22 protein-coding genes and 1 tRNA gene are annotated in these 25,703 nt (G+C 33.1%); 9 read left to right on the plus strand and 14 right to left on the minus strand.

Annotated features, from left to right (window positions below):
• Nucleotides 1-102: 102 nt before the first annotated feature.
• The gene (locus DFQ03_RS13660; RefSeq protein ID WP_133673736.1) at nucleotides 103-966 is read left to right on the plus strand and encodes an RluA family pseudouridine synthase; all 864 of its coding nucleotides are present in this window, start codon (nucleotides 103-105) and stop codon (nucleotides 964-966) included.
• 78 nt (nucleotides 967-1,044) lie between these two features.
• On the opposite strand, the gene DFQ03_RS13665 is transcribed toward DFQ03_RS13660, so the two are convergent.
• Complete coding sequence (locus tag DFQ03_RS13665) at nucleotides 1,045-2,253, minus strand: hypothetical protein (RefSeq protein WP_133673737.1); 1,209 nt, start codon at nucleotides 2,251-2,253, stop codon at nucleotides 1,045-1,047.
• 164 nt (nucleotides 2,254-2,417) lie between these two features.
• Nucleotides 2,418-5,198 (minus strand): excinuclease ABC subunit UvrA, encoded by a 2,781-nt coding sequence (uvrA, locus tag DFQ03_RS13670; RefSeq protein ID WP_133673738.1) that lies wholly within the window; start codon nucleotides 5,196-5,198, stop codon nucleotides 2,418-2,420.
• A gap of 243 nt (nucleotides 5,199-5,441) precedes the next feature.
• On the opposite strand from uvrA, the gene DFQ03_RS13675 reads away from it, so the two are divergent.
• The 4 genes from DFQ03_RS13675 (at nucleotide 5,442) to DFQ03_RS18880 (ending at nucleotide 7,437) form a co-directional block, all read left to right on the plus strand.
• Nucleotides 5,442-6,023: an RNA polymerase sigma factor gene (locus DFQ03_RS13675; RefSeq protein ID WP_073246503.1), complete on the plus strand. Its 582-nt coding sequence runs from the start codon at nucleotides 5,442-5,444 to the stop codon at nucleotides 6,021-6,023.
• Between the two features lie 74 nt (nucleotides 6,024-6,097).
• Complete coding sequence (locus DFQ03_RS18875; protein ID WP_166637475.1) at nucleotides 6,098-6,241, plus strand: hypothetical protein; 144 nt, start codon at nucleotides 6,098-6,100, stop codon at nucleotides 6,239-6,241.
• A gap of 398 nt (nucleotides 6,242-6,639) precedes the next feature.
• On the plus strand, nucleotides 6,640-7,221 hold the full coding sequence (locus tag DFQ03_RS13680; protein WP_133673739.1) for an RNA polymerase sigma factor: 582 nt from the start codon (nucleotides 6,640-6,642) through the stop codon (nucleotides 7,219-7,221).
• 72 nt (nucleotides 7,222-7,293) lie between these two features.
• A complete protein-coding gene (locus DFQ03_RS18880; protein WP_166637476.1) occupies nucleotides 7,294-7,437 on the plus strand; it encodes a hypothetical protein in 144 nt (47 codons plus the stop codon).
• 12 nt (nucleotides 7,438-7,449) lie between these two features.
• On the opposite strand, the gene DFQ03_RS13685 is transcribed toward DFQ03_RS18880, so the two are convergent.
• The gene (locus DFQ03_RS13685) at nucleotides 7,450-8,115 is read right to left on the minus strand and encodes an endonuclease III domain-containing protein (RefSeq protein WP_133673740.1); all 666 of its coding nucleotides are present in this window, start codon (nucleotides 8,113-8,115) and stop codon (nucleotides 7,450-7,452) included.
• Nucleotides 8,116-8,170: 55 nt separating this feature from the next.
• Here DFQ03_RS13685 and bcp point away from each other — a divergent pair, with 55 nt between their 5' ends.
• The gene (bcp, locus tag DFQ03_RS13690) at nucleotides 8,171-8,623 is read left to right on the plus strand and encodes a thioredoxin-dependent thiol peroxidase (protein WP_133673741.1); all 453 of its coding nucleotides are present in this window, start codon (nucleotides 8,171-8,173) and stop codon (nucleotides 8,621-8,623) included.
• 77 nt (nucleotides 8,624-8,700) lie between these two features.
• On the opposite strand, the gene DFQ03_RS13695 is transcribed toward bcp, so the two are convergent.
• Entirely contained in the window at nucleotides 8,701-10,155 is a 1,455-nt protein-coding gene (locus tag DFQ03_RS13695) for a TonB-dependent receptor (protein ID WP_133673742.1), read from the minus strand.
• Nucleotides 10,156-10,325: 170 nt separating this feature from the next.
• On the opposite strand from DFQ03_RS13695, the gene DFQ03_RS13700 reads away from it, so the two are divergent.
• Both DFQ03_RS13700 and DFQ03_RS13705 read left to right on the plus strand, forming a co-directional pair.
• Nucleotides 10,326-11,102, plus strand: a complete 777-nt coding sequence (locus tag DFQ03_RS13700) for an MBL fold metallo-hydrolase (RefSeq protein WP_133673743.1) — start codon at nucleotides 10,326-10,328, stop codon at nucleotides 11,100-11,102.
• Nucleotides 11,103-11,104: 2 nt separating this feature from the next.
• A complete protein-coding gene (locus DFQ03_RS13705; protein ID WP_133673744.1) occupies nucleotides 11,105-11,599 on the plus strand; it encodes a hydrolase in 495 nt (164 codons plus the stop codon).
• On the opposite strand, the gene DFQ03_RS13710 is transcribed toward DFQ03_RS13705, so the two are convergent.
• The 5 genes from DFQ03_RS13710 to DFQ03_RS13730 all read right to left on the minus strand — a co-directional run bounded on the left by DFQ03_RS13710 (nucleotide 11,596) and on the right by DFQ03_RS13730 (nucleotide 16,883).
• Nucleotides 11,596-12,255 (minus strand): alpha/beta hydrolase, encoded by a 660-nt coding sequence (locus tag DFQ03_RS13710; RefSeq protein ID WP_133673745.1) that lies wholly within the window; start codon nucleotides 12,253-12,255, stop codon nucleotides 11,596-11,598. The two genes, DFQ03_RS13705 and DFQ03_RS13710, sit on opposite strands and share 4 nt — an antisense overlap.
• Before the next feature lie 4 nt (nucleotides 12,256-12,259).
• The gene (locus tag DFQ03_RS13715; protein ID WP_133673746.1) at nucleotides 12,260-12,589 is read right to left on the minus strand and encodes a hypothetical protein; all 330 of its coding nucleotides are present in this window, start codon (nucleotides 12,587-12,589) and stop codon (nucleotides 12,260-12,262) included.
• A 1-nt stretch (nucleotide 12,590) separates the two neighbouring features.
• Nucleotides 12,591-13,850 (minus strand): dihydroorotase, encoded by a 1,260-nt coding sequence (locus DFQ03_RS13720; RefSeq protein ID WP_133673747.1) that lies wholly within the window; start codon nucleotides 13,848-13,850, stop codon nucleotides 12,591-12,593.
• A gap of 26 nt (nucleotides 13,851-13,876) precedes the next feature.
• Nucleotides 13,877-15,793: a BatA domain-containing protein gene (locus DFQ03_RS13725; protein ID WP_133673748.1), complete on the minus strand. Its 1,917-nt coding sequence runs from the start codon at nucleotides 15,791-15,793 to the stop codon at nucleotides 13,877-13,879.
• An 82-nt stretch (nucleotides 15,794-15,875) separates the two neighbouring features.
• Nucleotides 15,876-16,883 carry a glycosyltransferase family 2 protein gene (locus tag DFQ03_RS13730; protein WP_133673749.1) on the minus strand — a complete coding sequence of 336 codons (1,008 nt, stop codon included), beginning with the start codon at nucleotides 16,881-16,883 and terminating at the stop codon, nucleotides 15,876-15,878.
• Nucleotides 16,884-17,041: 158 nt separating this feature from the next.
• Between DFQ03_RS13730 and DFQ03_RS13735 the strand changes: the two genes are divergently transcribed.
• Nucleotides 17,042-17,126: transfer RNA gene (locus DFQ03_RS13735), tRNA-Ser, on the plus strand.
• Nucleotides 17,127-17,211: 85 nt separating this feature from the next.
• On the opposite strand, the gene DFQ03_RS13740 is transcribed toward DFQ03_RS13735, so the two are convergent.
• From DFQ03_RS13740 to DFQ03_RS13760, 5 genes are all read right to left on the minus strand, one after another.
• Nucleotides 17,212-20,469 carry an RNA-directed DNA polymerase gene (locus DFQ03_RS13740; protein ID WP_133673750.1) on the minus strand — a complete coding sequence of 1,086 codons (3,258 nt, stop codon included), beginning with the start codon at nucleotides 20,467-20,469 and terminating at the stop codon, nucleotides 17,212-17,214.
• 125 nt (nucleotides 20,470-20,594) lie between these two features.
• Nucleotides 20,595-21,428, minus strand: coding sequence for a hypothetical protein (locus DFQ03_RS13745; RefSeq protein WP_133673751.1), 834 nt, complete (start codon nucleotides 21,426-21,428; stop codon nucleotides 20,595-20,597).
• Nucleotides 21,429-21,470: 42 nt separating this feature from the next.
• The gene (locus tag DFQ03_RS13750) at nucleotides 21,471-24,437 is read right to left on the minus strand and encodes a type I restriction endonuclease subunit R (RefSeq protein ID WP_133673752.1); all 2,967 of its coding nucleotides are present in this window, start codon (nucleotides 24,435-24,437) and stop codon (nucleotides 21,471-21,473) included.
• Nucleotides 24,427-25,122 carry a nucleotidyl transferase AbiEii/AbiGii toxin family protein gene (locus tag DFQ03_RS13755; protein WP_133673753.1) on the minus strand — a complete coding sequence of 232 codons (696 nt, stop codon included), beginning with the start codon at nucleotides 25,120-25,122 and terminating at the stop codon, nucleotides 24,427-24,429. The genes DFQ03_RS13750 and DFQ03_RS13755 overlap by 11 nt, the downstream gene beginning before the upstream one ends.
• Nucleotides 25,116-25,634 (minus strand): hypothetical protein, encoded by a 519-nt coding sequence (locus DFQ03_RS13760; RefSeq protein WP_243834501.1) that lies wholly within the window; start codon nucleotides 25,632-25,634, stop codon nucleotides 25,116-25,118. The genes DFQ03_RS13755 and DFQ03_RS13760 overlap by 7 nt, the downstream gene beginning before the upstream one ends.
• Between the last annotated feature and the right edge of the window lie 69 nt (nucleotides 25,635-25,703).

Here is a 25,703-nt window from a genome sequence, read left to right on the forward strand (position 1 = left end):
AGGAGTATATGATTAGGATCATTAACTCACTTCAGTTTTTTAATAGTCCTATAGTATATCTAGTAGAAATCACCTAAAACCTAATTAACTTTGAGGGGTACTATGCAGCAAAAAGAAATACATATAGTTAATGAAAATGTAACTCCAATGAGACTGCAAGAATATGGGGTAGGGGTGTTTCAGCGTATTTTGACAAAATCTGCTTTGAAGAAAGCGATAAAGAAAAAGTTGATTTTAGTTGATGGGGTAATTGCTACTACCGCAACTATGATTATTGGAGGAGAAACTATTATATATCAACATCCTCAAGAGAATGAAAATAATACTCGGCTTATTTTAAAACTAGATGTGGTTTATGAAGATGAATATTTGGCGGTTATCAATAAACCAGCAGGGATTTTAGTAAGTGGTAACGGATTTAAAACCGTAGCAAATGCACTAGCCCAAAATTTAAAAAAGAGTTTAGCAACAGATGCCGTTAGCCCGCAACCTGTTCACCGTTTAGATTACGCCACAACGGGTTTGCTATTAGTAGGTAAAACAAGTAGCGTTATTACCGACCTTAATCAGTTATTTGAAAACAAGAAAATTCAAAAGGAATATTTTGCGGTGACTATACGTAGTATGGATACCGTTGGAACTATTAAATATAATATAGATGATAAGCCAGCTAAGTCTTCGTTTGAAGTTTTAGAATCAATTGTTTCTGAACGCTTTTCATACCTAAACTTGGTAAAACTGAGTCCGCATACCGGTAGAAGGCATCAATTAAGAAAGCATTTGTTATCTATAGGGAATCCTATTTTAGGAGATGCCACTTATTTTTTAACCGGACTCCAATTAAAAAGGAAAGGATTGTATTTACATGCGAAGACACTTTGCTTTCAACATCCTGTTACTAATAAAGAAATATATATTGAATCTAAGCTGCCTAAAAAATTCACTAAACTTTTTCCTGACCAATAAATCTAAACTAATAGAAAAAGCGCCGCAATGAATTAAATCACTACGGCGCTTTACAACTAACCAACCTAAAAACTTATTTTAATTTCTTCTACTACTTCTAGTCGCTGAACTTGTTCTTGAACTTGAGCTTCTAGCAGGAGCTTTACTCACTGATCTTGAACTAGAACTTCTACTTACAGTACTTCTAGACGGACTACTAGTCGCTTTTTTAGATACACTACTACGTTGAGTTCTTGTATTTGTTGCAGTTCTAGTGTTTGCACTTCTGCTAACTGGTTTTTTATACGTAGTAGTACTTCTTTTTACAGTAGTACTTCTAGGTGTACGTGTAATTTCTCTTTTAGTAACTGTTCTACTAGGTGTGTTACGAACCGATGAGCTATTGCTTCTCTTTACCGTACCGTTATTAGAAGAGCTTCTTGTAACTGTTATGTTTTGAGTAGTTCTACCGCTATTCGTATTGCTACGTTTTACTGTAGTTGATCTATTTACAGTTGAGTTTCTATTTGCTCTTGTTGTATTATTAGATGCCAACGTTCTGTTTGTTCTTAAACCATTATCTCTCTTGGCAACAGTTCTATTACTTCTATAGTTGTTGTTTCTTACCGCAACACGCTTATCATTTCTGTAAATGGTAGATCTGTTATTTCTAACCTTGTTGTATCTATGTTGATTTCCAACATTTACATAAGCCTTTCTATAGTTATTTCTATAAGGACTATAGTAAGAATATCTAACAGGAGTGTAATATCTTCTGTAAGGGCTATTGTATACAAAGCTAAATCCTATTGCAGGTCTTACGAACCATCTATGAAATGGACGGTAAACATATCTTCTGTTGTATATGTTGATATAACCTGTATGGTAATCATAAAAACCACGGTTGTTATAATAAACATTCATGTTACCTACACTACGAACTCTGTTGTTCGCATAATTGATATTTACATCACCTATTTCACTTACACGACCATAATAGTCATAAAAGATAGGCACATTCTCTACCTGAATTACTGCACCATAATCATCGTACTGAGCAAACGGACTATAATCGTAACCAGAGTTAAATGTTACTCCGTTTTTTCTTCCCGATACCTGATTTTCGATATAAAAATCGAATTCACCATCTGGGTAAACAGAAAATGTAATTCCGTTTTCTATAAAAATAAATGAGTTGTCGTATCTATAAGAATTGCTGGTTGCAACCTTATCTTCGTTAATACCTGTAGCGAATACACCTGTGGTGCTAAAAATCATCGCTGTAAAAAGTAGTACTAAGTTCTTCATAATATAAGGTTTTAAATCTGCCCCCTTAGGCAGTTGTTCTAAATGTAATTATTCACATTCTCTTAGTGTATTACAAACAGCGTGCCAAAAAATGAAACCCTTGATTATACTGTTGATAATCAATGGTTTATATATAAATGTAATATTTTGTTTATTGAGTTGTTTTATTTTAATTTCTCTTTTAGGTAGCTAGCGGTATACGATTTTTTATTTTTTGCAACCTCTTCTGGTGTGCCCTCGGCTAATAACTGTCCGCCATTTTCACCACCACCTGGTCCGAGGTCGATAATATAATCGGCACATTTTATTAACTCTATATTATGCTCGATGACCACAATCGAATGTCCTTTTTTAATAAGGGCATTAAATGATTTTAATAATTTCTGAATATCGTGAAAGTGTAATCCGGTTGTTGGCTCATCAAAAATGAAAAGCGCTTTATCTTTGGTGCTACCTTTTATTAAGAACGATGCCAATTTAATACGTTGCGCTTCACCACCAGATAGGGTAGAAGAAGATTGCCCTAGGGTTACATAACCTAAACCTACATCTTGTAATGGTTTCAGTTTGGTAACTATTTTAGTCTGCTCTCCGGTTTCAAAAAACTGAATTGCATTGTCAATGGTCATATTAAGAACATCATCGATATTGGCATTATTGAAAGTAACTTCTAAAACTTCTTTCTTAAATCGTTTTCCACTACAAGTTTCACACTCTAAGTGTACGTCGGCCATAAACTGCATTTCTACAGTAATTTCACCTTCGCCTTTACATTTCTCACAACGACCACCATCAACATTAAAAGAAAAATGCTTTGGCTGGTAGTTTCTAATTTTACTTAGTTTTTGCCCAGCATACAAACTTCTAATATCATCATACGCCTTTATATAAGTAACAGGGTTAGAACGTGATGATCTACCAATAGGGTTTTGATCTACAAATTCTACATGCTTAATGTGTTTAAATTTACCTTCTACAGAAGTATGCTGACCTGCTTTCTCACCATAGCCACCTGTTTCTTTTAATATAATAGGATATAACAATTTCTTAACCAAGGTACTCTTTCCACTACCGGATACTCCTGTAACTACAGTAAGCATATCTAGCGGAAAAGTAACATTGATGTTTTTAAGGTTATGCTCTCGTACACCATTTATGGTAATATGATTTTTTGATGTTCTTCTTTCTTTCGGAACTTTAATCTCCATCTTACCATTCAAATACTGTGCGGTAAGCGATTTTGATTTTAGTATTTCTTTTAATGTTCCCTTCGCCACAACTTCACCACCATGTGTACCAGCTTCCGGACCTATATCGATAACCATATCTGCAGCTTTCATGATATCTTCATCATGCTCTACTACAATTACAGTGTTGCCTAAGTTTCGCAACGATATTAAAACTTCTATTAAATTTTCGGTATCTCTTGGGTGCAAACCAATGCTAGGTTCATCTAATATGTACATAGACCCCACCAAGCTACTACCTAATGAGGTAGCCAGATTTATTCGCTGACTTTCTCCACCAGATAAAGTGTTCGATTTTCTATTTATGGTCAAGTAGTTCAAACCTACTTTGTCTAAAAATCCTAGTCTTGTATTTATTTCAACTAAAAGTCTCTTCGCAATTGTAGCATCATTTTCATTTAGTTTAAGCTCATTAAAGAAAACAATCAATTTTTCAATAGATAAACCTACTAACGATGAAATAGATGCTCCGCCAACTTTTACGTAATCGGTTTCTGGGCGTAGACGTTTTCCATTACAAACATTACATTTTGTTTTACCTCTATACCTAGAGAGCATCACTCTGTTCTGAATTTTATAGCTTTTCTCCTCTAACATTCCAAAGAACTTATGAAGACCTATAAAATGGGCATTGCCATCCCAAACCAATTGTTTTTGCTCTTCAGAAAGTTCAAACCATGGTTTATGAATAGGAAAATCATACTTGTAAGCAGAGTTTACCAATTGATCGCGATAAAAACTCATGCTTTCACCTCGCCAAGGGAAAATGGCATTTTCAAAAACAGATAAAGCAGTATTAGGCACCACTAAATCTTCATCTATACCTATGACATCGCCATACCCTTCACATTTAGGACACGCACCATACGGATTGTTAAAACTAAAAAGGTGAACATTAGGCTCAAGAAAAGCCATACCATCCAACTCAAATTTATTGCTGAAAGGTGTTTGTTTGCCATCTGCTAATTCTTCTATGATACATTCGCCCTTTCCTTCAAAGAAAGCAGTATCGACGGCATTTGCCAAACGATTGTAAAAGTCCTCATCATTTTTGGTGATAATTCTATCGATAACCAGATCGAACTTTTTACCAATATCCTCAGGAGCTTGGTCTATACGTAGTACCTTATCATTATACTTAATACGTGCATAACCTTGTTTAGAAAATAACTCTAAAGACTTTAGAGCATCTCGGTCTTCACGAATAACTATTGGTGCTAGTAATAGTAGTTTGGTTCCCTCATCATATATTTTTACATGATTTACGACATCTGTGACGGTGTGCTTTTTTACTTCTTCACCAGAAATAGGTGAGAAGGTTTTACCAATACGTGCGTATAACAGCTTTATGTAATCATAAATCTCGGTTGTGGTACCCACGGTAGATCTTGGGTTGGTAGAATTAACCTTTTGCTCTATGGCAATTGCTGGCGCTATACCTTTTATATAATCTACTTTTGGCTTGTCAAGCTTACCTAAGAACTGCCTGGCGTACGAAGACAGACTTTCTACATATCGTCTTTGACCTTCGGCATACAGGGTGTCAAAAGCTAAACTAGATTTACCAGAACCGGATAAACCAGTAATTACGACAAGTTTATTTCTAGGGATTACGACATCAATATTTTTAAGATTATGCAATTTTGCACCTTTAATTATGATGTTTTCTTTCGGATTTACTTCGGTGAGTGTAGGCATACAAATATCTAAGGATACAAAGATACGCTTTGCCTTTTTTCTGAACTAAAAAATGCGGTTTATCTAAAAATAGTAGAAGAAATTTTCACATTTTTATAAGAGTATTTATTTTTTTATATCTTTGGAATCTCATTAAAATTCAATTAGCCTATAACGCAACATTACTTTTAAAAGTTAGAATTTAACCATTAGACCCTTATTCATTAGAATTTGGGGCTGCTTTTTAACCCTACAAGTAACGTTATGGTAGTACAAATTGAAGATTCCCAATTAGTAAAAAAATACATTCAAGGAGACGAAAGAGCTATTGAAGCTCTAATTAATCGTCATAATTCTCGTCTTACAGGTTTTATCTATTCTAAAGTAGGTGACCGCGAACTTACCGAAGATATTTTTCAAGATACATTTATGAAAGTTATACGTACTCTGAAAAGAGGTGCATATAATGAAGAAGGTAAGTTTTTACCATGGGTAATGCGTATTGCGCATAATCTTGTAATCGATCATTTTAGAAAACATAATAGAATGCCAATGTATAATAGCAAAGAAAGCTATAATATATTTTCGTTATTAGGTGATGATAAGTTGAATGCAGAAAAGCAATTGATCAAAGAACAAATAGATTCTGATTTGTTACGTATGATCAAAGAGTTGCCAGAAGATCAGCAAGAAGTTTTAGAGATGCGTATATATAAGGATATGAGCTTTAAAGAAATTTCTGATAATACAGGTGTAAGTATTAATACTGCTTTAGGTAGAATGCGTTATGCATTAATTAATCTTAGAAAGCTGGTAGAGGCCAATAACATAGTTTTAACGAATTAATAGGTCGCAGGTCGAGTGGATCTACTATCTTCATGCATCTGTCGTTCTTTAGATGAACCTAAACAACACGTAGCATGGAAAAATTATACACGAAAGACCAGAATAAAACTAAATTAGTAAAAGCTAAGTCAGAAACTATTCAGTTTTTGCTTTCTTATTCTAAGTCTTTAAATATTACAGAAGTTGACGGTTTGCAGTTTGAGAGTAATTTAAACTAGAACAATCTTTAATTATATATAAACCCTTAGGCGATGCTTGAGGGTTTTTTTTGTTTAAAATGGGTTTAATGCCGTTATTTAACCTTTGTAGATACCTAATTACGTGTAGGAGAACAATGTTTTCTATACTACCTTATATATAGTTATAGTAATGCCGGGCTAATAATTAAGGGCTTTTAGGTCATTTTTACCTTTCCTACATTTTTCTGCCGAACTTTCTGAAATTGTTTTTATTGTGTCGAAATATACTTTTTCGATGTTTCACATCATAAATACGTGTTTTGACAACATACTTTTTCCTACAGCGACCCTTTTATCTAGTTTTATATCAGAAATAAAAAACAAACCAATTAACTAAAAGATTTCCCAATCTTAACCAATTAAAGAAAGTAACTCGTATGAAACTACAAATTGAAGACTCAGAATTAGTTAAAGATTATATCAGCGGTAACGAAGGGGCCCTTGAAATTTTAATTAACAGACACAATCAGCGTATTACTAGTTTTATCTATTCTAAGGTTTTAGATAGGGATATCACAGAAGACATTTTTCAAGATACCTTTATTAAGGTTATTAAAACTTTAAAAAGAGGTAAGTATAGTGAAGAAGGTAAATTTTTACCATGGGTAATGAGAATTTCTCACAATCTTATTATCGATCACTTTAGAAGAAACAAAAGAATGCCAATGTTTGAAGGTAGCGATGACTTTAATATTTTCTCTGTAATAGGTGACGATAAGTTAAATGCCGAAAAACAATTAATAAAAAATCAAATAGATTCTGATCTAAGACAATTAGTTGAAGAATTGCCAGATGATCAAAAAGAAGTTCTTTTAATGCGTATCTATAAAGATATGAGTTTCAAAGAAATCTCTGAAAACACTGGGGTTAGCATTAATACTGCTCTTGGTAGAATGCGTTATGCATTAATCAATCTTAGAAAAATCATAGAAAAAAACAATATAGTTCTAACCAATTAAGATGGAGTAGAATTTAGAATAAACAATATTTCCAATTTTGCGGCGTTATTTTAGTGTAACAACGTAGGAAGTATGGAAAAAATTTACTCTAATTACCAAGAACAGACCGGATTTAACAAAGTTTGTCCGAAGACAATCAACTTCTTATTAAGCTATTCACAAGCTTTATTTGAATTTGAATACGAAGATTTAGAATTCGAAACATTTTTGAATTAATAAAAAAGCCCGCTATTTGCGGGCTTTTTTATTCTTATAGTATTCGTTAAGTACTGTTTTTCTTCCAATTGTCTTTGTAATAATGTCTTTCTCCAAATCCCAGCCTCTTGCTGGTGAATATTCACGACCATACCAGATTATTTGTAAATGTAGATCGTTCCATATTTCTTTAGGAAATAAACGTTTTGCATCTTTTTCTGTTTGTACCACATTTTTTCCGTTCGTAAATCCCCATCTATATAATAATCTATGAATATGAGTATCTACAGGAAAAGCCGGTATACCGAAAGCTTGTGATATTACAACACTTGCCGTTTTATGACCAACAGCTGGTAATTCTTCTAAATATTCTAACTCTTGTGGTACTTCACCATTATGTTTATCAATTAAAATTTGCGATAAACCATGAATACCTTTTGCTTTCATGGGCGATAAACCAACGGGCTTTATAATTTCACGTATTTCTTCTACGCTTAATTTAATCATATCATACGGGTTGTCAGCTTTTGCAAATAGGAGGGGAGTGATTTTATTTACCCTCACATCTGTACTTTGTGCTGACATCAAAACTGCGATTAATAAGGTATACGGATCTTTATGATCTAAAGGCACAGGAATTTCTGGATAAAGCTCTTGAAGTGTAGAAATTGTAAATGCTATTTTTTCGGCTTTCGTCATTAATTGTTTAATTTTGATTCAAAATATTTAAACACAAATTTATAAAACTTCATTTATGAATACGTTAAAAGTTGGTGATAAAGTTCCGTCATTTTCTGCTAAAGATCAAGATGGCAATACTATTAAATTGGAAGATTATGCTGGTAAAAAACTAATTGTTTTTTTCTATCCAAAAGCAAGTACACCCGGTTGTACGGCTGAAGCATGTAATTTAAGAGATAATTTTAAAGAATTGCAATCTGAGGGCTATGACCTTTTAGGGGTTAGTGCAGATTCAGAAAAGAGACAGGCTAAATTTAAAGAGAAATATGAATTTCCTTTTCCTTTATTGGCAGATGAAGACCATACCGTGATCAATGCTTTTGGAGTATGGGGATTAAAGAAATTTATGGGTCGCGAATATGATGGAATTCATAGAAAAACCTTCGTTGTAGATGGTGATGGTATTGTTGTCAAAGTGATTGACAAGGTGAAAACTAAAGATCACGCAGCACAGCTACTAGACTGATATTTAGCATTTGTAAAAAACAAAAAAGCCCATTTAAAATGGGCTTTTTTGTTGCTAATATTTTAAGAATCAATTATTTATTCCGTTTCTTGGTCTTCAGTTTTTCTAGTAAATAATTGCTTTTGTTTAATGATTTCAGCAATTCCTTCTGGTAGCATTTTTTCCCAACCTTCTTCATTGTTCATTAATTTCTTAAGAACATCTCTAGAGAAAATATGCATTACTTCTGGTTCGTAATCTATAATATCCATAACCTTGCCGTTGTACTTAAAGAACTTGTATAATTCTTTCATACGCGGGTGAACCTTAACATTGTTACTTGTCATGATCTGACCAGTATCGGCATTTTTCATTGGGTATAGATACACCTGTAAATCTTTAAAGAATAATTTACCGAACGCCTCTAATATACCACCACTCAAATGACGGTAATATTTTTCATCGAATATGTCTACCAGGTTATTTACACCCATGGTCAAACCAATTCTGTTTTTTGTATAATTATTAAAATACTCTACTAGTTTATAATATTCTTGAAATTTAGAAATCATTACCGAATGACCAAGAGAACAAAGCAATTCTGCCCTATCCATAAAATCTTGCTCGTCAATTTCACCAGATGCTTTTAAATTCGAAAGCGTTATCTCGAAAATAACAATAGTATTGTTTTGGTCAACGCCTTTATCACGAATGAATATATCGTATGATTTCTCAAACATATCTAAATTCACCTTGGTTACAGGTCTAAAACTACCACGTAATGCTAAAATGTTCTTTTTGTAAAGTATAGCTGCAGGCAAAAGGTTATTACCATCAGGACCGAACATTACAGCATCTGTCATGTCATTTTTAATAAGCTGTAAACTCATTAAACGGTTATCTACTTCTTTAAAATTTGGTCCAGAGAAGTTGATCATATCGATTTCCAAAGTATCCTTATCTATATGGTCATATAGATATTTCAACATTTTCTTTGGCTTATGGTACTTGTAAAATGCACCGTATATTAGGTTAACACCAAGAATACCTAGAGTTTCTTGTTGTAATCGTGCTTCGTTTTGCTTAAAACGAATATGAAGTATAATTTCATCGAATTCTTTCTGGTTTGGGTCCAATTGATATCTAATACCGATCCAACCGTGACCTTTGTAGCGTTTAGAGAAATCTATGGTAGCTACTGTATTTGCATATGAGAAGAACAATCTATCAGGGTGGTTTTCGCGACTAATACGCTCTTCCATCAATTGCATTTCATAATCAAGCATGGTTTTTAATCTCGCTTGGGTTACATATCGCCCATCTGTTTCAATACCATAAATTGCATCACTAAAATCTTTGTCATAAGCACTCATTGCTTTTGCAATAGTACCCGAGGCACCACCTGATCTAAAGAAATGACGTGCGGTTTCTTGTCCGGCGCCAATTTCTGCGAAGGTTCCGTATATATCCGGATTCAGATTTATACGTAGGGTTTTTGCTTTAATAGAGGGAATATTTTCAAAAACACTATCTCTTTTTAATACCGATGCCATTTTTTACCTGTTTAGCTTTTAACAAAGTTATAAAGAATGGTTGTGACAAAGGGCAATAGCGCTAAAAAAATGGCATAAGTTTCGGTTATTGTTTTTATTCCCTTTTAAATACGGCAATCTTATAATTTTCAATCACCGATTTTATTAAAAAGGAATTAAATTTGTAGCACATGACGAATAAATTACGTGTAACATTTTTAGGAACGGGAACTTCTCAAGGTATTCCAATTATTGGTAGTACGCATCCGGTTTGTTTAAGTGATAACCCAAAGGATAAAAGACTACGGGTATCAGTTTTACTTTCTTGGGATGATTATAACTATGTTATTGATTGCGGTCCAGATTTTCGTCAGCAAATGCTTACCCAAAATGTTAGGCATCTTGATGGTATTTTATATACGCACGAACATTCTGATCATACCGCTGGTTTAGATGATATTCGCCCTTTTTTCTTTCGACAAGGTAATATTCCTATTTATGCCCATAAAAGGGTAGTGCAGTCTATAAAAACCCGTTTTGCATATATATTCGAAGAAAAGAACAAGTACCCTGGCGCACCAACGGTCGATATCAATCTTGTTAAGAATAACGAGCCTTTTACCATAGGTAATAGTGAGGTTACACCTATTAATGTCTTGCATAACCAGCTTCAGGTATTTGGTTTCAGATTGGGTGATTTTACGTATCTAACTGATGTAAAATCTATTGATCCAAAAGAGTTAGAGAAAATAAAAGGCTCTAAAGTTATTGTTGTTAATGCATTAAGACTAGAGCCCCATATTTCTCATTTTAACTTAGAAGAGGCACTGGATTTTATAAAAGTAGTAAACCCAGATAAAGCATACTTAACACATATTAGCCACTTGCTTGGTTTTCACGAAGAAGTTGAAAAAATACTGCCGAAAAATGTACATTTGGCATTCGATAATTTAACAATCATTATTTAACTATGAAGAGCAAAATATACCTTTACTTATTTCTATTTGTATCCTTAATCTGTTTATACCTAGTGGTTAGCAGTGGTAATATGACTAAAGCTAATGCTGAAACAATTACAAGGCTAGAAAGTAAGGTTGAAAATTTGAAAGACTCTGTTCAGAAATCTTCTTTGAAAGTACTTGATATGCAATATTTTTCATTAGAGAATAATGACGATGCACTTGCTTATTTTGAGCATTTAAATTTGAACGATCCTGCAGGCTATGTTGCTGATAAATTATTGGAAACCAATGCTCAGAAAGGTGATAATCCTTTGGTTCCATATGAAGGAATGCAGAACGAATTTAAAATCAATAAAATCAAAGTATTAAACCATAAATGGATACTTACCGATTTCTCTGACGGAAAATATTGGGGTGAGCTATTGATCAAGTATGAATTAAAAGATGATCTAGGCGTAGATTTTACCTTAATTGATCACCTACTATATACACAAAGCAATTAGATTTTATCTGAAATCCATTTTTTAAGGGAATAGAAGTTCTGCGGTGCAACACCATGCCCTGCCGGAAATTCTTCGTACACATGTTTTATACCTAACGCTGTCAATAGTTCTGGTGATTTTCTAGCCCAGTCTACCGGTATAACTTGGTCCATGTCACCATGCGAGCTGTAGAAATTAAGGTTGTCAAAATTATTATCCTTATAAGAATTTATCAGTATATCCTTATTAATGTATCCGCTCAAAGCGATAATATTCTTTACTTTATCAGGATACGATAATGCCACTGCATAACTAAGAATAGTACCTTGGCTAAAGCCTAAAAGGTTAACGTTATTTTCATCTAACCCATAAGTAGAACAGGCTTCATCTATGAAATTCTTGATTTTGTCGCGAGATTCAATGGCTTGATCATCATCGCTCCATTTTCCGTTTTCATCATCAAAATTAATGGCATACCATGCATAACCATAAGGCTGTAATATATAAGGAGCACGAACGGCAATTATGCATAGTTCTTCTGGTAATTCTGGTGCGAAAGAAAATAAATCTTCTTCATTACTACCGTAACCATGCAGCATAAAAAGTACAGGTGGTTTTTTATCGGTTAAGGTAGAAGGTCTAATAATGTGTTCTAAAGATAGGGGAGCTGTTGTCATTATATTATTTTATGAAAGTAAACCATTTTTGAAAATACGGACCTACAATAGGTACAATTTGTTCTTTGTTACTCAATGCACCAATAAAGCCATATACCCAAAGTACAATGTAACAAAGGTATAAACCGTAAAGTCCATATTGATTGAACCATACGCTTGAAAATAGGGCGAAACCATGAAACATTAAATGCAGACCGAAGGCTTGGCGTGTATGTATTCTTGCAAAACGATATTGTGGCTCGTTATTCATTGAAAGTGCAATAATTGCACCTAAAATGGTTAAATAAGAGATGATTGCTATGTTTTTTCCAGGTATTTCGGGAGATTTCTCCATGTTATTTATTTAATACTAATTGGTTATTTGCAATTGTTCCAACTACTTTTCCTTTCATTGGTTTGCCGATTGCGATGGAGTTTTTACTGGAGCTAAGAATTTGATCTTCTGAAAATTCATAAACGTCATCTGTAGTAAAAAGAGAAAGGTTTGCTGGTTGCCCAACTTTTAATTCTGGCTCTTTCATTCCGAAAACTGATCTTCCTTTCGTAAGCAGTTCAATGGTATCTTCAACATCTAATAGTTCGTTCAGCATACCAAAGGTGCTTTCTAGACCAATCGTACCAAAATCTGCATTATCGAACTCTACATGCTTCAATTCTACATTCAATGGTGTGTGATCAGATGTTACAAAATCTATAGTTCCGTTTTTTACACCTTTTTGTAGTGCCTTCATATCTGTTGCTGTTCTCAGTGGCGGCATTACTTTATATTGTGTGTCAAAATCTTCTAAGGTACTATCGGTAATAACAAGGTTGTGAGCTGCTACACTACAATAAACTTGTAATCCTTTTTTCTTGGCATCGGATATTAGTTTTACAGAACTTGCCGTTGAAATGGTCGGTATAAACAATTTTCCACCAGTGTATTCCAATATAAATAAATCTCTTGCTATCTGTAATTCTTCCGCCAAGGCAGGTATTCCTTTTAAACCTAATTTGGTACTCGTAATACCTTCATTAACGATGCCTTTACCAGATATGCTTTTATCCGAAGGAAAAGAAAATACTAATCCCTCAAAATTCTGGGCATATTGTAATGCTATTTTCAATAGGTTGGCATTTTGCATCGGGTGTTTGTAGTCATAAAAGCCTAATGCACCTGCATTCTTCATGTCAAAAAGCTCTGCGAGTACTTCGCCGTCCCCTTTTACAGTTAGGTTAGCTAAAGGATGCAAACCTGTCAATTGATTTTTGGCTGCATTTTTTAGATAGACAATATCAGAAGCCGAATCTGGTGTAGGGTAGCTGCTGGTATTTAAGATGACATCTGTAAATCCGCTTTTGGCAGCAGTTAACAATCCGTTTTCAATGGTTTCTCTCTCTTCATACCCAGGCTCACCAAAACTAACTCCGCTATCGAACCATCCTACTGAAACATGTAAGTTTTTTATATCGATAACCTTTGTATTACCACTTGGCTCAATTTTGGTATCAATAGCATCTATAACTCCGTTTTTAATAAGAATATCCCTCCTCTTTAAATGAAGACTCTTTGTATTCCCATTTACTATCGTAACTGATTTTAAAAGTATATTCATAGGGTTATGGCTGGTTCATTACTAGTTTATTTTAAGAATCTTTGAAGTAGCGTTTCTATTAAAACAAATGCCAACGCTAAAATAGCAAACCATTTCCAAAACTCGTTTATGGTATTGTTTTTTTGACTTTCTAAAAAGAAATTCGATAGTGATGTGTCGCTGTTGTTTTCTGGTAATGGAGTGTAAATTAATGCACTCTCTTCTCTGTTATTATTAAAACTGATGTGTCTGATGTTTTTCTCATTATGCATAATTTTATAGATGCCGGCTTCTTTCGGGTTCTCTATAAAATTGATCTGTACTTTTTTGGGCAATACCCGCTGTTGCGGTATAAACTCATTGGTTTCGTTGGCGATTTTAATAATATCATCTTGTTGTAATGTGATCGGTAATTCTATTTCTACGTCCGAGCCTATAGTTGCATACAGCGGCGGAAGCTTTAAGCTGTTCATGCCCATATTGTAAAAGGCGGGTACTATTAACGGTGAATTTTGAAAATTTGAATTATCGCTACTGATAGCGGCAGTAAAAAAATATCCATTCTTATTTCCCACTAAAAAAGGCTCTTTATTCTGAAAAGAAAGTGCTGTTGGTGCTTTGGAGTTTATTTTGAAATATTTTTTTACGGTCGGAAATTGAAAATCGCTAACCTTCTTATCAAACACATTTACAAATAACGGATGTACTGTTTGTACCCCGGAAATTGCAATCTCTTGAGTTACCCCGTTTGAGAATTTGCTATTGAAATATGCGGATGCTAATTCGTTATAAGAAATTATGTCGCCATCAACTGACGGAATCAAAACAAAACTACCGCCATTGGTACTTAGAGATTTAAGAGCTGTTATAAGTGAGCTAGGTATTTTTTGTACCTCGTTCAGTATCACTAGATCTTGATTCTCAATAGTGCTATAGTTTAATCTTTCTAAAGTACTTACGGTAAAGTCAAAATCATCTTCGGTATAAATACGAGATAAAAAGTTTGCCGATGTATCACCGATCCCTAATACTTTAATTTTTGATTTCTTATCAATATTAAAGAAGAATTGGTTGTCATAATCCAATCCGGTATCTGAAATGGTGATTTTCCCTAAAATAACATCGTTTGCGTTGATGGTAAACCGGACTTCAGCGGTACCACTAGTATCAAATTTTGCTGATGTTTTAGCGATTAATTTTTTATCGTTGAATAAAGAAACAGGTATAGTTTCATCTTTAGCATTTGTCGATAAAAGTGCTACCAATTCTATATTGTCATTAGTGCGATCGGCAATAAAGATAGAATCAATTGCCGTATTCGTAATTGTTTCGTTAAAAGGCTTTATGTACTGAATATTGATATTCTTTGTCGAATCAACCTCGCTAAGGTCTCCCATACGTTGCTGAAAATCAGAAATAACCACTAGGTTTTTTTGAGATGCAGCATTATCGCTGAAATAGGTGTTTCCTTTTAGAATAATTTCTGTAACGCCCAATTGTTCGGCAGCTACATTAAGGTTCAATAACTCGTTTTGAATATCTTTTACTTCAACATCTTTATACACTTGCTTGTTCGTGAATAACGTAAACCGTTGATCGTTGGGTATGTGCTTTATGAAATCTTGTATCGTATTTTTAAAGAGATTGCCGTTTTCAATTTGCCCGTTCATACTAAAAGAATCGTCTAAGTAGAAAACAGTTTCTTTTTCTTGAAGTGCAAGGTCATTGGCTATAAACGGCTGTGCAAATGCAAATACTAAAGCTGCTAACAAGCCCATTCTAGTAAAAAGTAATAACCATTTTTTTAATGTGCTGCTTTTTCTTGATTCAGAAACTACTTGTTTTAAGAACTTTACATTGGTAAAGGGCGTTTTCTTAAATCGACGTAATTGAAAAAGGTGAATAATGACAGGAATAAGTAGTAGTAAAAGACCCCAAAGAAGTTCTGGATATTTAAATTGCATTCCTGATTTTGCTTATGCCAAAGATAATTATTTTGAAATTAGAAGCTTGTGAGAATATAACTATTATTTTTATTAAGGTTCATTAGCAAAAGAAGAAATAATCTACAGCTGGCTTTAAATTCAATTCCTTGAAAAAAGCGGTAATACTCATTTGGTCTCTTTCATTGGCTACGGTTATAATACATCTTATGTTTTCTATATTTTGTAGTTCTGAGAAATGTTGAAGTCTTACACCATAAATATCTTTACCTATTTTCTTTTCGTTATCGCAAACCCAACTAAAGGGAATATTTTTCTCAACTAATGAGTTAGCAATAGTTTTCCCTTTTTTGCCAGCGCCCCAAACCACTAAGTCGTTACTTGGTTTGAACTCTAATTTTAAAAAGTAATGTAATTTTATATCTAAAAAATAATTTTGGGCATAGTGTTCGCTGGTTCGCGATGTTCTGTTATCGTAATCTCGCCAATAGTGCAGGGTAGTGGAGCAGGGTATACATGTTAATCCGAATTCATAGAAACGGAAAGCAAGGTCATAATCTTCAGGATATCGGTCTGGCATAAACGCTCCGCATTTGTCGAAGTCACTTTTATGTACCATCCAACATGGCGATGGTATTACACACTCTTTATAAATCTCTTTAAAATTTTCTCCGGTAGCAGTCAATTTGTTTAACCACTTCTCATAGCGCTCGTAGCCATCTTTTACTCCTGCTTTAGAAAAATATTTTACCTTTCCAACGGCAAGAGTTCCTTGACCTTCATTTACTAATGATTCGACCATTACTTTAATACGGTCTTTGGTCATATGGTCATCGGCATCCATACGAGAGATGAAGCCACCTGTACTATGTTGGCATGCTTTTCTAAGAGCAGTTATAATGCCTGATTTATCATTAGAGAAGATTTTAAATCGATGATCTTCAGTAGCAAATTGGTTTGCAATTTGTACGCTATTGTCACTAGAATTATCATTTACGGCAATTACTTCCCAATTTTTATAGGTCTGGTTTTGGATGGATTTTAGACATTCTTCAAAATAATCTTCGACATTCTTAAAAGGAATCAATATGCTTACTAGCGAATTTACCATTGCGGCAAGGTAATAAATAACTGAATTTCAACCTTTTCATTTCCTTTAAAAAGTATAGAAATACATAGGATGAAAAATAATTAAGAAAAGGCTTTAATAGATAAGAAAACCTTTCTATATTTGCACCCGCATTCAGGGAATACCTGATGAGGCACTCAGGAGAAATGGCAGAGTGGTCGAATGCGGCAGTCTTGAAAACTGTTGAGGGTCACACCTCCGGGGGTTCGAATCCCTCTTTCTCCGCAGAAAAGCCCCGTAAGCTAATGTTTACGGGGCTTTGTTTTTTAGGTGACAATTTAGGTGACAGTGTTGTTGTTTTGCTTAATCATCAATTCTTTCTAAAAGATTTATTTTCTTGCCTTCTTCTTGCATCTTCATGTTTGTAATCAGCGGGGGTAGGTTTAAATTCTTTATCATCACGTTGTAAGCCGAAACCCTTGTATTGAAATGCTCTTAGTTTTTTAATATCTAACTCATCAACCAAAAGAGTTGTGTTTAAACCTCCTTTAATTCTTAAGCTATCTCTACTTTCGGTTTTTTTGGGTCTAGTAACTCTTGAGTCGCCATAATCACTTGTATTAACCTGTATAAAATAACAATGTAAATCTCTACTTGTAGTTTCCGTAATATTAGAGTAGAAATTAACATCCTTGTTCCATTCCGATGCTATTAAAAAATCTATTTTCGAACGAAATATAGATCGGTGTATGATATCAGCTAATTCAAAACAGTAGTAGTTGGTGAAATACAAACCTTTCCATCTTAATAAATGATATCGAAAAGGGGCTGGCTTAGGAATAACTCTTCTATACTCATTAATCCAAAACTCTTCTGAGGGTGCGTAGTGATTTTTTAATCTTAGAATTGGTACTGTATCTTTAATTCCTCTTATCTCACAAGGAAGTAACGTTAATATGAAATTAAATACAACATTATTATGAGTCCAGTGTTCAATACCAGAAACAATAGCCCTTTGGTGATTCCAGGATTCTTCCATAACTGTTTTTACTAATCCATGCGGTAGTGATAATTCCGGTAATACAACCAAATCGCACTTTTCAGCTTCTGCTTCATTTAAGATTTTTGCAAATTGCAAATACCTATTTGCTAGTTTTGGTTTACCAAGCATACTGGATTCATAGTTTGAGCTTTCAACTTTCATATTAGCTAAGCCAACTTTTAATTTTTCTAGCTTTTCATTTTGATTGACCGAAATTTCGTGACCCAATAACTTCCAATCTTTCTTGTTGTTTGTTTCTTCAGAAATGTGAAATGCTTCTCCATAATTAAAAATTTCTTTTTTCAAACATTCTTTAAAAGAAATGTCTCCCAACTTGTACCAATAATTTATTTTGAAGTAAATTTCAAATGATTCATCGAGATACTGGTTATTACCTTCATCTTCATTATATAAGGAATCATTATTAATTCTATTTTGAAAAGGAGTAACCTCTCTTGTATTATGAACTCTTTTTATACATTCCATCCAGGCCACTTCGCAGAATCTCACTCTTCGCGGAGAGTATTTAAGTAAAATTTCAGAAAAATCAATTTCATCCATATTTATTTTTGAAAAATTAGTTTCAAGAAGCGTGGTTTCTATATTAACTTTTGTGTAATTCAGTAAAGGAATGTTTACATAATTATGTCTTAACATGTTAGATAGGCGATATTTTTGCCAATTACTAAAGATTTTTAGTGGTCTTGTGTTACTATGGTTGAAATCATGATAGAACCTCTTGAATACCTTTAATATTCTATCTTCTACTGGTTTGTAGAATGTAGGATTTAATGCAATAGCCATTTCCATTGCAATCGAATAATGTTCCAATAAATCTACAGCTATTCTAGTATAGTTTAAATTATATCGTTTAAACCTTGTTCCCATAGGTAAATTGAAAATTTGCTCAAAAGTATTAACTGAGAATTCAATAAACTCTTCCTTATTATCATTAACTACAAAGTATGTTAGTAGCCTTTCCCATTGTCTAAAATGTTCTAAATTAGTTGTGCCTTTGAAAAATTTCAATATTTTTTTAACATCTTTTTTATTATCTGTTTTACCGTTTCTTAAGCTGTAAAAAATTTTTTTCGATAAATGAGAAGCAATACCATACCTATTTTCTTTATAATCCTTTAGAGTTTTTACTTTGTGTAGTGAATCGTCAAAGACTAGTTCATAAGCTTCGTCATCAAAACCATTTTCAGCTAGTTTTTCATCAGGTAAAAATCTGAATTCACTAGATCTCTTTTCTATTTCATTTTTAAATTTTTCTAAAAGTGCTAATGAAGAGTTATGGTCAAAAAAGTACACCAAAGTCTTAGAAGGTTGTATGTAAAGGTTTTTGTAACATTGTATTTTAAATATTTTATTGCCAATAGTTTTATCTATTCTTAATAATTCTTTTGGGGTATTTTCTAAAGTTATTACTGGGTGTAATGTTTTTATTATATGTTTTTCCTCTATAGTTAAATTTTCAAAATATGAATCGGGAAATTTTTCATCAAAACCAATTTCAGCATTTTTGCAATTATCTTCAGAATCGAATTTGGGGTCTGGATTAGCAGTAATAATAAAAATATCATCTACATATCTACTATAGTAGATAGGTCTTATGTTCTGATGTACTCTTGAATCAAAATCTTTTAAATACCAATTAGCCAAAATATATGAAGATGCTAATCCTATAGGAAGAACAGTTTCATTATCCGCTACATCTTTTATAAAATCATTTGGATATTTGGTTTTCTTTAATTTTTCAGTGTAAACAGTATGAATTTTTTTAAATACATCTGACAAAGTAGAGTAATCTTCAAGTTGTTTGTTTTCTAATCTTTTTTCTAAATCATTAAAATTAAAACGAATGGAATAATAGTAATCTTTTATATCAATATTTAAAAAAAGTACATCTTGTTTATTTTCTAAATAACTCTTTGCTACGGAAATACCTTCATCCCTCCATTTTTGATATTGATTATAATATGGTTTAAAAAGACTAGAATCATCCGTAACTTTGTTCTCAGTACTATTTGCTTTCTTTTTATTTAAGATTAACCTATTGCCATAGCATTTTTCATGTAAGTCAGTTTCCAAATGATAGCCAAGTTTCATAATCCATAAAATAGAAACTATGTGAATTTCTACTGGTGCTTCGAAAAAAAAAGTTAGCTTATCAAATTCGTAATTTTCCTCATCTTCAATTTCTCTAATATTTGTAAATACACTTTCAATCAGGTGCTCTTCATTTTTTCTTTTTTTATTATTGTAATCGTTATATGATTTTACTTTTTTCGGTAGTATTCTATAATCTATTTTATTGTATAAATTCTTCCAATATTCTATAAAATTCTCTTGGACATTTGAAGTTAGGGCTTGATGTAAATTATCTAACTTTTCTTGAAAATCTATCAATTCATAATTTAAAGCACCTGAAGCCCGTAGTCCGAGTTCTATACCTGTTTCAAATGATGCAATTCTTGATTTAAGATATAAATCATGTGTGTCGTAATAAGCCATAGATTTTAATTTTCTATATGCTGTTTCTATATCGTTAATAGTTAAATCATTTTCTAATATATTTATCATTTGATGAGAATTTATTTACTCCGTTTAAAAGCTATTGACTCAATTTTTTTTTAAAAAGTTTTTATATTTTATTAAATATTTTTTGGCAATTAGTTTTTGGTAACTAAGCCTTTTTTGAAATTATTTTATTTTTTCAATACATCAATCAAAGGGTCATATGAATCTACTTTTTCCTTAGACCATTTAACCCAGTTGGAAATTTCTTCTTGGTTGTCATTCTCTGATGTCATTTTTTTTTCAATAGCATTTATATAATTTCTGATAATTTGAGCTTGTTGCCAGCGATTTGCATCGTCTACTAAATCATTAAATTTTTTCAGATCTAATTCACGCTCTTTAATTAGCTCTTCTTCCTTTTTCCTTTTTAATTCATATTCCTTGTGCCAAGCTTCTCTTCTGATTTTCTCTTTAATTTCTTTTTTTGCCCTTATCTCACAATAAGCTAAAATTGTAGACAACTTGTCTTCCAACTTCAGGATTTTTGCATCGCTCCATTGGTATTTATTTAATTCTTCAATTCTAAGTGATAAAATCCCTGTAGGTTCATAAACTGAATAATACCAACTAGCTGTAGACTTGACTTTTACCCTTTTTCTAGTTTCTCTGATACAGATGTTAAAAACTCTGCCTTCTACAATAATTTTAGTTCCGTTATAATTCTCATACTTTTCATTAGTTCTTACTTCAATCTTGTGACCTCTATGAATGAAAAGTTTGATTAGGCTGTCAGTAAAGATTAATGCCCGTTTTATTAATTGCTTGGATACATAGATGTTAAAAATATCTTTGGAGGTATAAATTAATTGGTCCTCTGATTGAAATCTTTTATCTCTTGGTTTTGAAAGGTCTTCTTTAGCAGCTGTAATTAGTTTATGTGGCTTTATTAACTTTTTAGGTACTTCTATATATTCGGGTAGTTCGCTTTCTATTTCTTTTATTAAACTTTTAAGTTCTGACATTGAAATAAACTTATTTTGTTACTTCTGGTATAAAAGAATCTATTAATAATATTCTTTAATATAAGCATATGCTCTATCAAATAAAACTTGATCTTTAATCTTGTATTTCACCCATAGTATCTTCCTTAAAGAACTTTGAACTTCACGTTCTCCTTGATTAGATTGTTGCCAGCCAGGAAAGCTTACCATTCTTACGATGGTATCTATATCTAATACAATTCGTTCTACTACGGCTGGAGTTTTATCTGTTTTAAGGTCTAAGAACAATTCTGTCAACGCCGCTTGGGGTGTTTTTTCTTGAATAAGTTCTTCCAATTCCTTTTCTGCTTGAACAGTTTCCTTAGCTAACTTGCAAAGTTCTTTCACAAATTCAATAGAGGTAATTAGTCCCTGTTCTGCTTTATCTCTTAATTCTTCAAGGCGATCACTTAATTTTTTGAACTTAGGGTTTCCAGCGTGTTTCTTAAATCTTTTTGCTAAAATTTTTTCCAGTTTTTTAGCGTTTTTCGGGTCTGGATTATTGAATATTTCTTCAATTACATCGGCATCTAGAACAAATTCATCTAATTGATGCACATCGCCTACATGAATATTTTCATGTATTAATTTAGTTGTTTGGGCTCCTAATGAAAACCATAAAAATTTGCCCAAATTATCACCTGCCGGTTTTACAGATTCAAAAACTTGAGATAACCATTTGTAATCTTCATTGTAAATATCTAAAATCCTATCTGGGGATAATGATTCCCAAAGTTTTGATAGAAATTTATAATCTCTTGCAAATGCATCTTTTTTGACATCAGTGTTTATTGCATTTTGGGCAGCTTCAAGACCTTCAAAGCCACTTATTTTTCTGTTTACATCGATAAAATGACCTAAGGTGTCACGCATAGCTTGCGGTAACTTTTCTTTTAATTCAGATAGGTTTGATATTATTGTTTTTACACTTTCTTCATCAAATTGTAAAGCTTTTGCAGCATCATCAAAAACCCCAAAATAATCTACAATTCTACCGAAATATTTCTTCGGAAAAAGTCGATTGGTTCTACAAATTGCTTGTAGTAATGTGTGGTCTTTTATTGACTTATCCAAATACATGGTTTGTAATATTGGAGCATCAAAACCAGTTAATAATTTTGCTGTAACAATAATGAATTTTAAATCTGATTGCCTATCATTAAATTCATCCACCATTTTTTCTTGTTGGCTTTTGTCCATTCCCCACTTTTGCTTGAATTCTAAAGCGTCATTGGCAGAAGTTGAAATGACAACTCTACTAGCTTTTTCTGGAAAATAGTTATCTAATTCTTCTTTATATTGTACACAGGCATAGCGATCTGGGGTTACTATCATACCTTTAAAACCATGAGGATTTACCTTTTCATTAAAATGTAAGGCAATATCAGCTACAATTTTTGAAACACGTTCTGGAGATTTTAAAAAAGCAGCCATTTTTGCAGACTTTTTATTTAGTGCATCTGCTTCTTCATCTGTTAGAGCAGCACTTTCTTTAAACTCTTTAAATGCCTTGTCAATATTTTCTTTATCTACATGTACATCTACTAACCGAGGTTCAAAGTGGAGTGGAAGAGTAGCATCATCACGAATGGAATCTTGAAAGGTATAACGTGACATATATCCTTCTTTATCTTCTTTTGAACCAAAAGCCCAAAAAGTATTCTTGTCTGCTTTATTTACTGGTGTTCCGGTAAGTCCAAAGAGGAAAGCATTAGGAAGGGCTGCACGCATTTGTCTCCCTAAATCTCCTTCTTGTGTTCTGTGTGCTTCATCTACTAACACAATGATGTTTTCTCGTGCATTCATATTAGGTTTGGCATCCCTGAATTTGAAAATCATCGAGACTATAATTTTACGGGTATCCCGTTCTAACATCGTTTGTAATTCCTTAATGTTATCTGTGGTTTCAACGTTTGCTATATCTGCTGCATTGAAAGTGCCGCTAATTTGAGTATCTAAATCGGTTCTATCGACTAGAATGATTACTGTTGGACTTTTTAATTCTGGAGTACGCCTTAGTTTCTGTGCTGCAAAAACCATTAAGAAAGATTTTCCTGAACCTTGAAAATGCCAGATCAGCCCTTTTTTAATCTTACCTTCTTTTACGCGTTCTACTATTTTGTTAGCCCCTTCATATTGCTGAAAGCGGGGTATAATCTTAATTCTGCGTTTTTTCTTGTCTGTAGAGAATAAAGAAAAATTTTGTAGAATATCTAGTAATCGTTCTGGACTTAATAAATCTGAAAGTTCTTTGCCAACTTCACCTAAGCCCAATCTTTTTGCTAAAGTATCATCATCGTTTTCTAATCTCCAAGGTGCCCAGAACTCTAACGGACAACGTATGGCTCCGTAATACAATTCTTTTCCTTCTGTGGCAAATGAAAGAATATTTGGCACAAATAATTGAGGTACATTATCCTCATAGACATCGTGTATTTCATGAGCGCCATCTAACCAACTAACTGAAGGTCTAATTGGAGTTTTTGCTTCGCCGATAACAACAGGTATACCATTTATCATCATTACGATATCGGGAATTTTGGTTTCACGATGACGAATACGATATTGGTTAGTTATTACATATTTGTTATTTGTTAAATCATCAAAATCTAATAATCTAACTGGTACATGTCGGTTGTTTTCCCCAAAAGGCATTGTTTTTTCACCTGTAAGCCACTTAAAGAACTCTTCGTTTGCTTTCACCAACCCTACTTGGTTAACTGCTAATAGAACTGCTCTTAATTTATAGATGACTTCATCTGCTAAATCTGGATTAGCAGTAATCTCTGGATTAAGTCGAACTAATGCAGCTTTAAGTTCGTTTTCAACTAAAACTTCGTTGATACCCCTTTCTATTTCTGTAGAAGTTTGAAATTTCCAAGATGCTCCATATTTTATTTTGGTTTCATCAAGTCGATTTTCATTTAAATTAACTCCGCTAAGTTGGTGAATGATATAATGCTCTACGCTATTGAGTTCGTTAAATGCCATCAATTATATTTTGAAAACGTTCTTTAATAATTTCCATACGTTCATCTGCCTGTTCATAATACAAGCTACCGCTAATTGCAGTCATGACACTACGGTTTTCCGTAAATGCCTTTAATTTTTCTGCTAGGTATAATTTTATATCGCTATTAGAGGCTAAAACCTGAGCATCAATATCTGAGGTATAGTTAAATAAATACACTAAATCTTCTAGGTCATGACTTGCATACAAGTCCTTTATACCTCGATCAAGAAAAGCTTCGATTTTAGTAGCTAAGAAGTAGGGTAGAGGTAATACTTTAATAATGATGTCCTCTAGATTTACTGCTATACTCTTATCAAATCCTTTTTCAAACCAAGGGTTAGAAGGTGCCCACCCAACAGATTGAGTTGACATAACGTCAATTTTTAAATCTTCATATAAAAATCTACAGATAACATCTTCTTCTGAGCTTTGGTAAAACCCTTTTGCATTTAAATCTTGGCGTAATTCTTCCAACTTGCTTGGTGTTGCTATCTGAAAGGTAAGGTCTATATCTTTTGTAGGGCGAACATCTTCTGCTGCTGAGTCATTTATATAAAGACTTACTACTGCACCACCTACATAAACTACTTGTTCGTTTAAACTTCCCAATGCTAAGGCGACTTTCTTTGTTGCCTCCTTATTTATTAAGGTATATTTTAACATAATTTTTGTTCTAGAATTTCTAATGCTTTGTTTTTCTCGCGCGCACGACCAACGCGAACGGCATCAAATAACGCTAGTAATTTATGAAGGTTTGAATCTAAATGGACAGCTTTTGGTACTGTTGGATATAATGGAATTATACTTTGACCTCTGTCTTTACCTTTTGCATATGGCCATACATATTTTTCATCACTTAAAAATTCCTTGTCTAATGGAGGTGCACTATGAGCTGTTAAAGTACCTCGTACAATCGCTCCTGGGTGTTGTGGGAATGAGACAGCCAAGCCATATTTTATAAAATCGAAAAATAGCTTTCGATTAACTTCTTTTCCATTATTAACTAAAAGACCCGCATAAGTGGACCGGGATAAAGAACTGCTTATTTCTGATTGACTCATTTCTAAGCTTAACGCTAGATCTATTTGAGTATACGAAGGGTCGTTTAAAGAAATTAACTTTGCTAATACCACGATATCTTGTGGTTTCATTTGATGTAAATTGCTTTTTTTCATAATTATCGTGTATCGCGATATGCAATAATATGATATAACTTTCATAAATACAATTTATTATGAGTAAAT

Origin of the sequence: Maribacter caenipelagi (assembly GCF_004364175.1) — a bacterium.
GTDB lineage: Bacteria > Bacteroidota > Bacteroidia > Flavobacteriales > Flavobacteriaceae > Maribacter > Maribacter caenipelagi.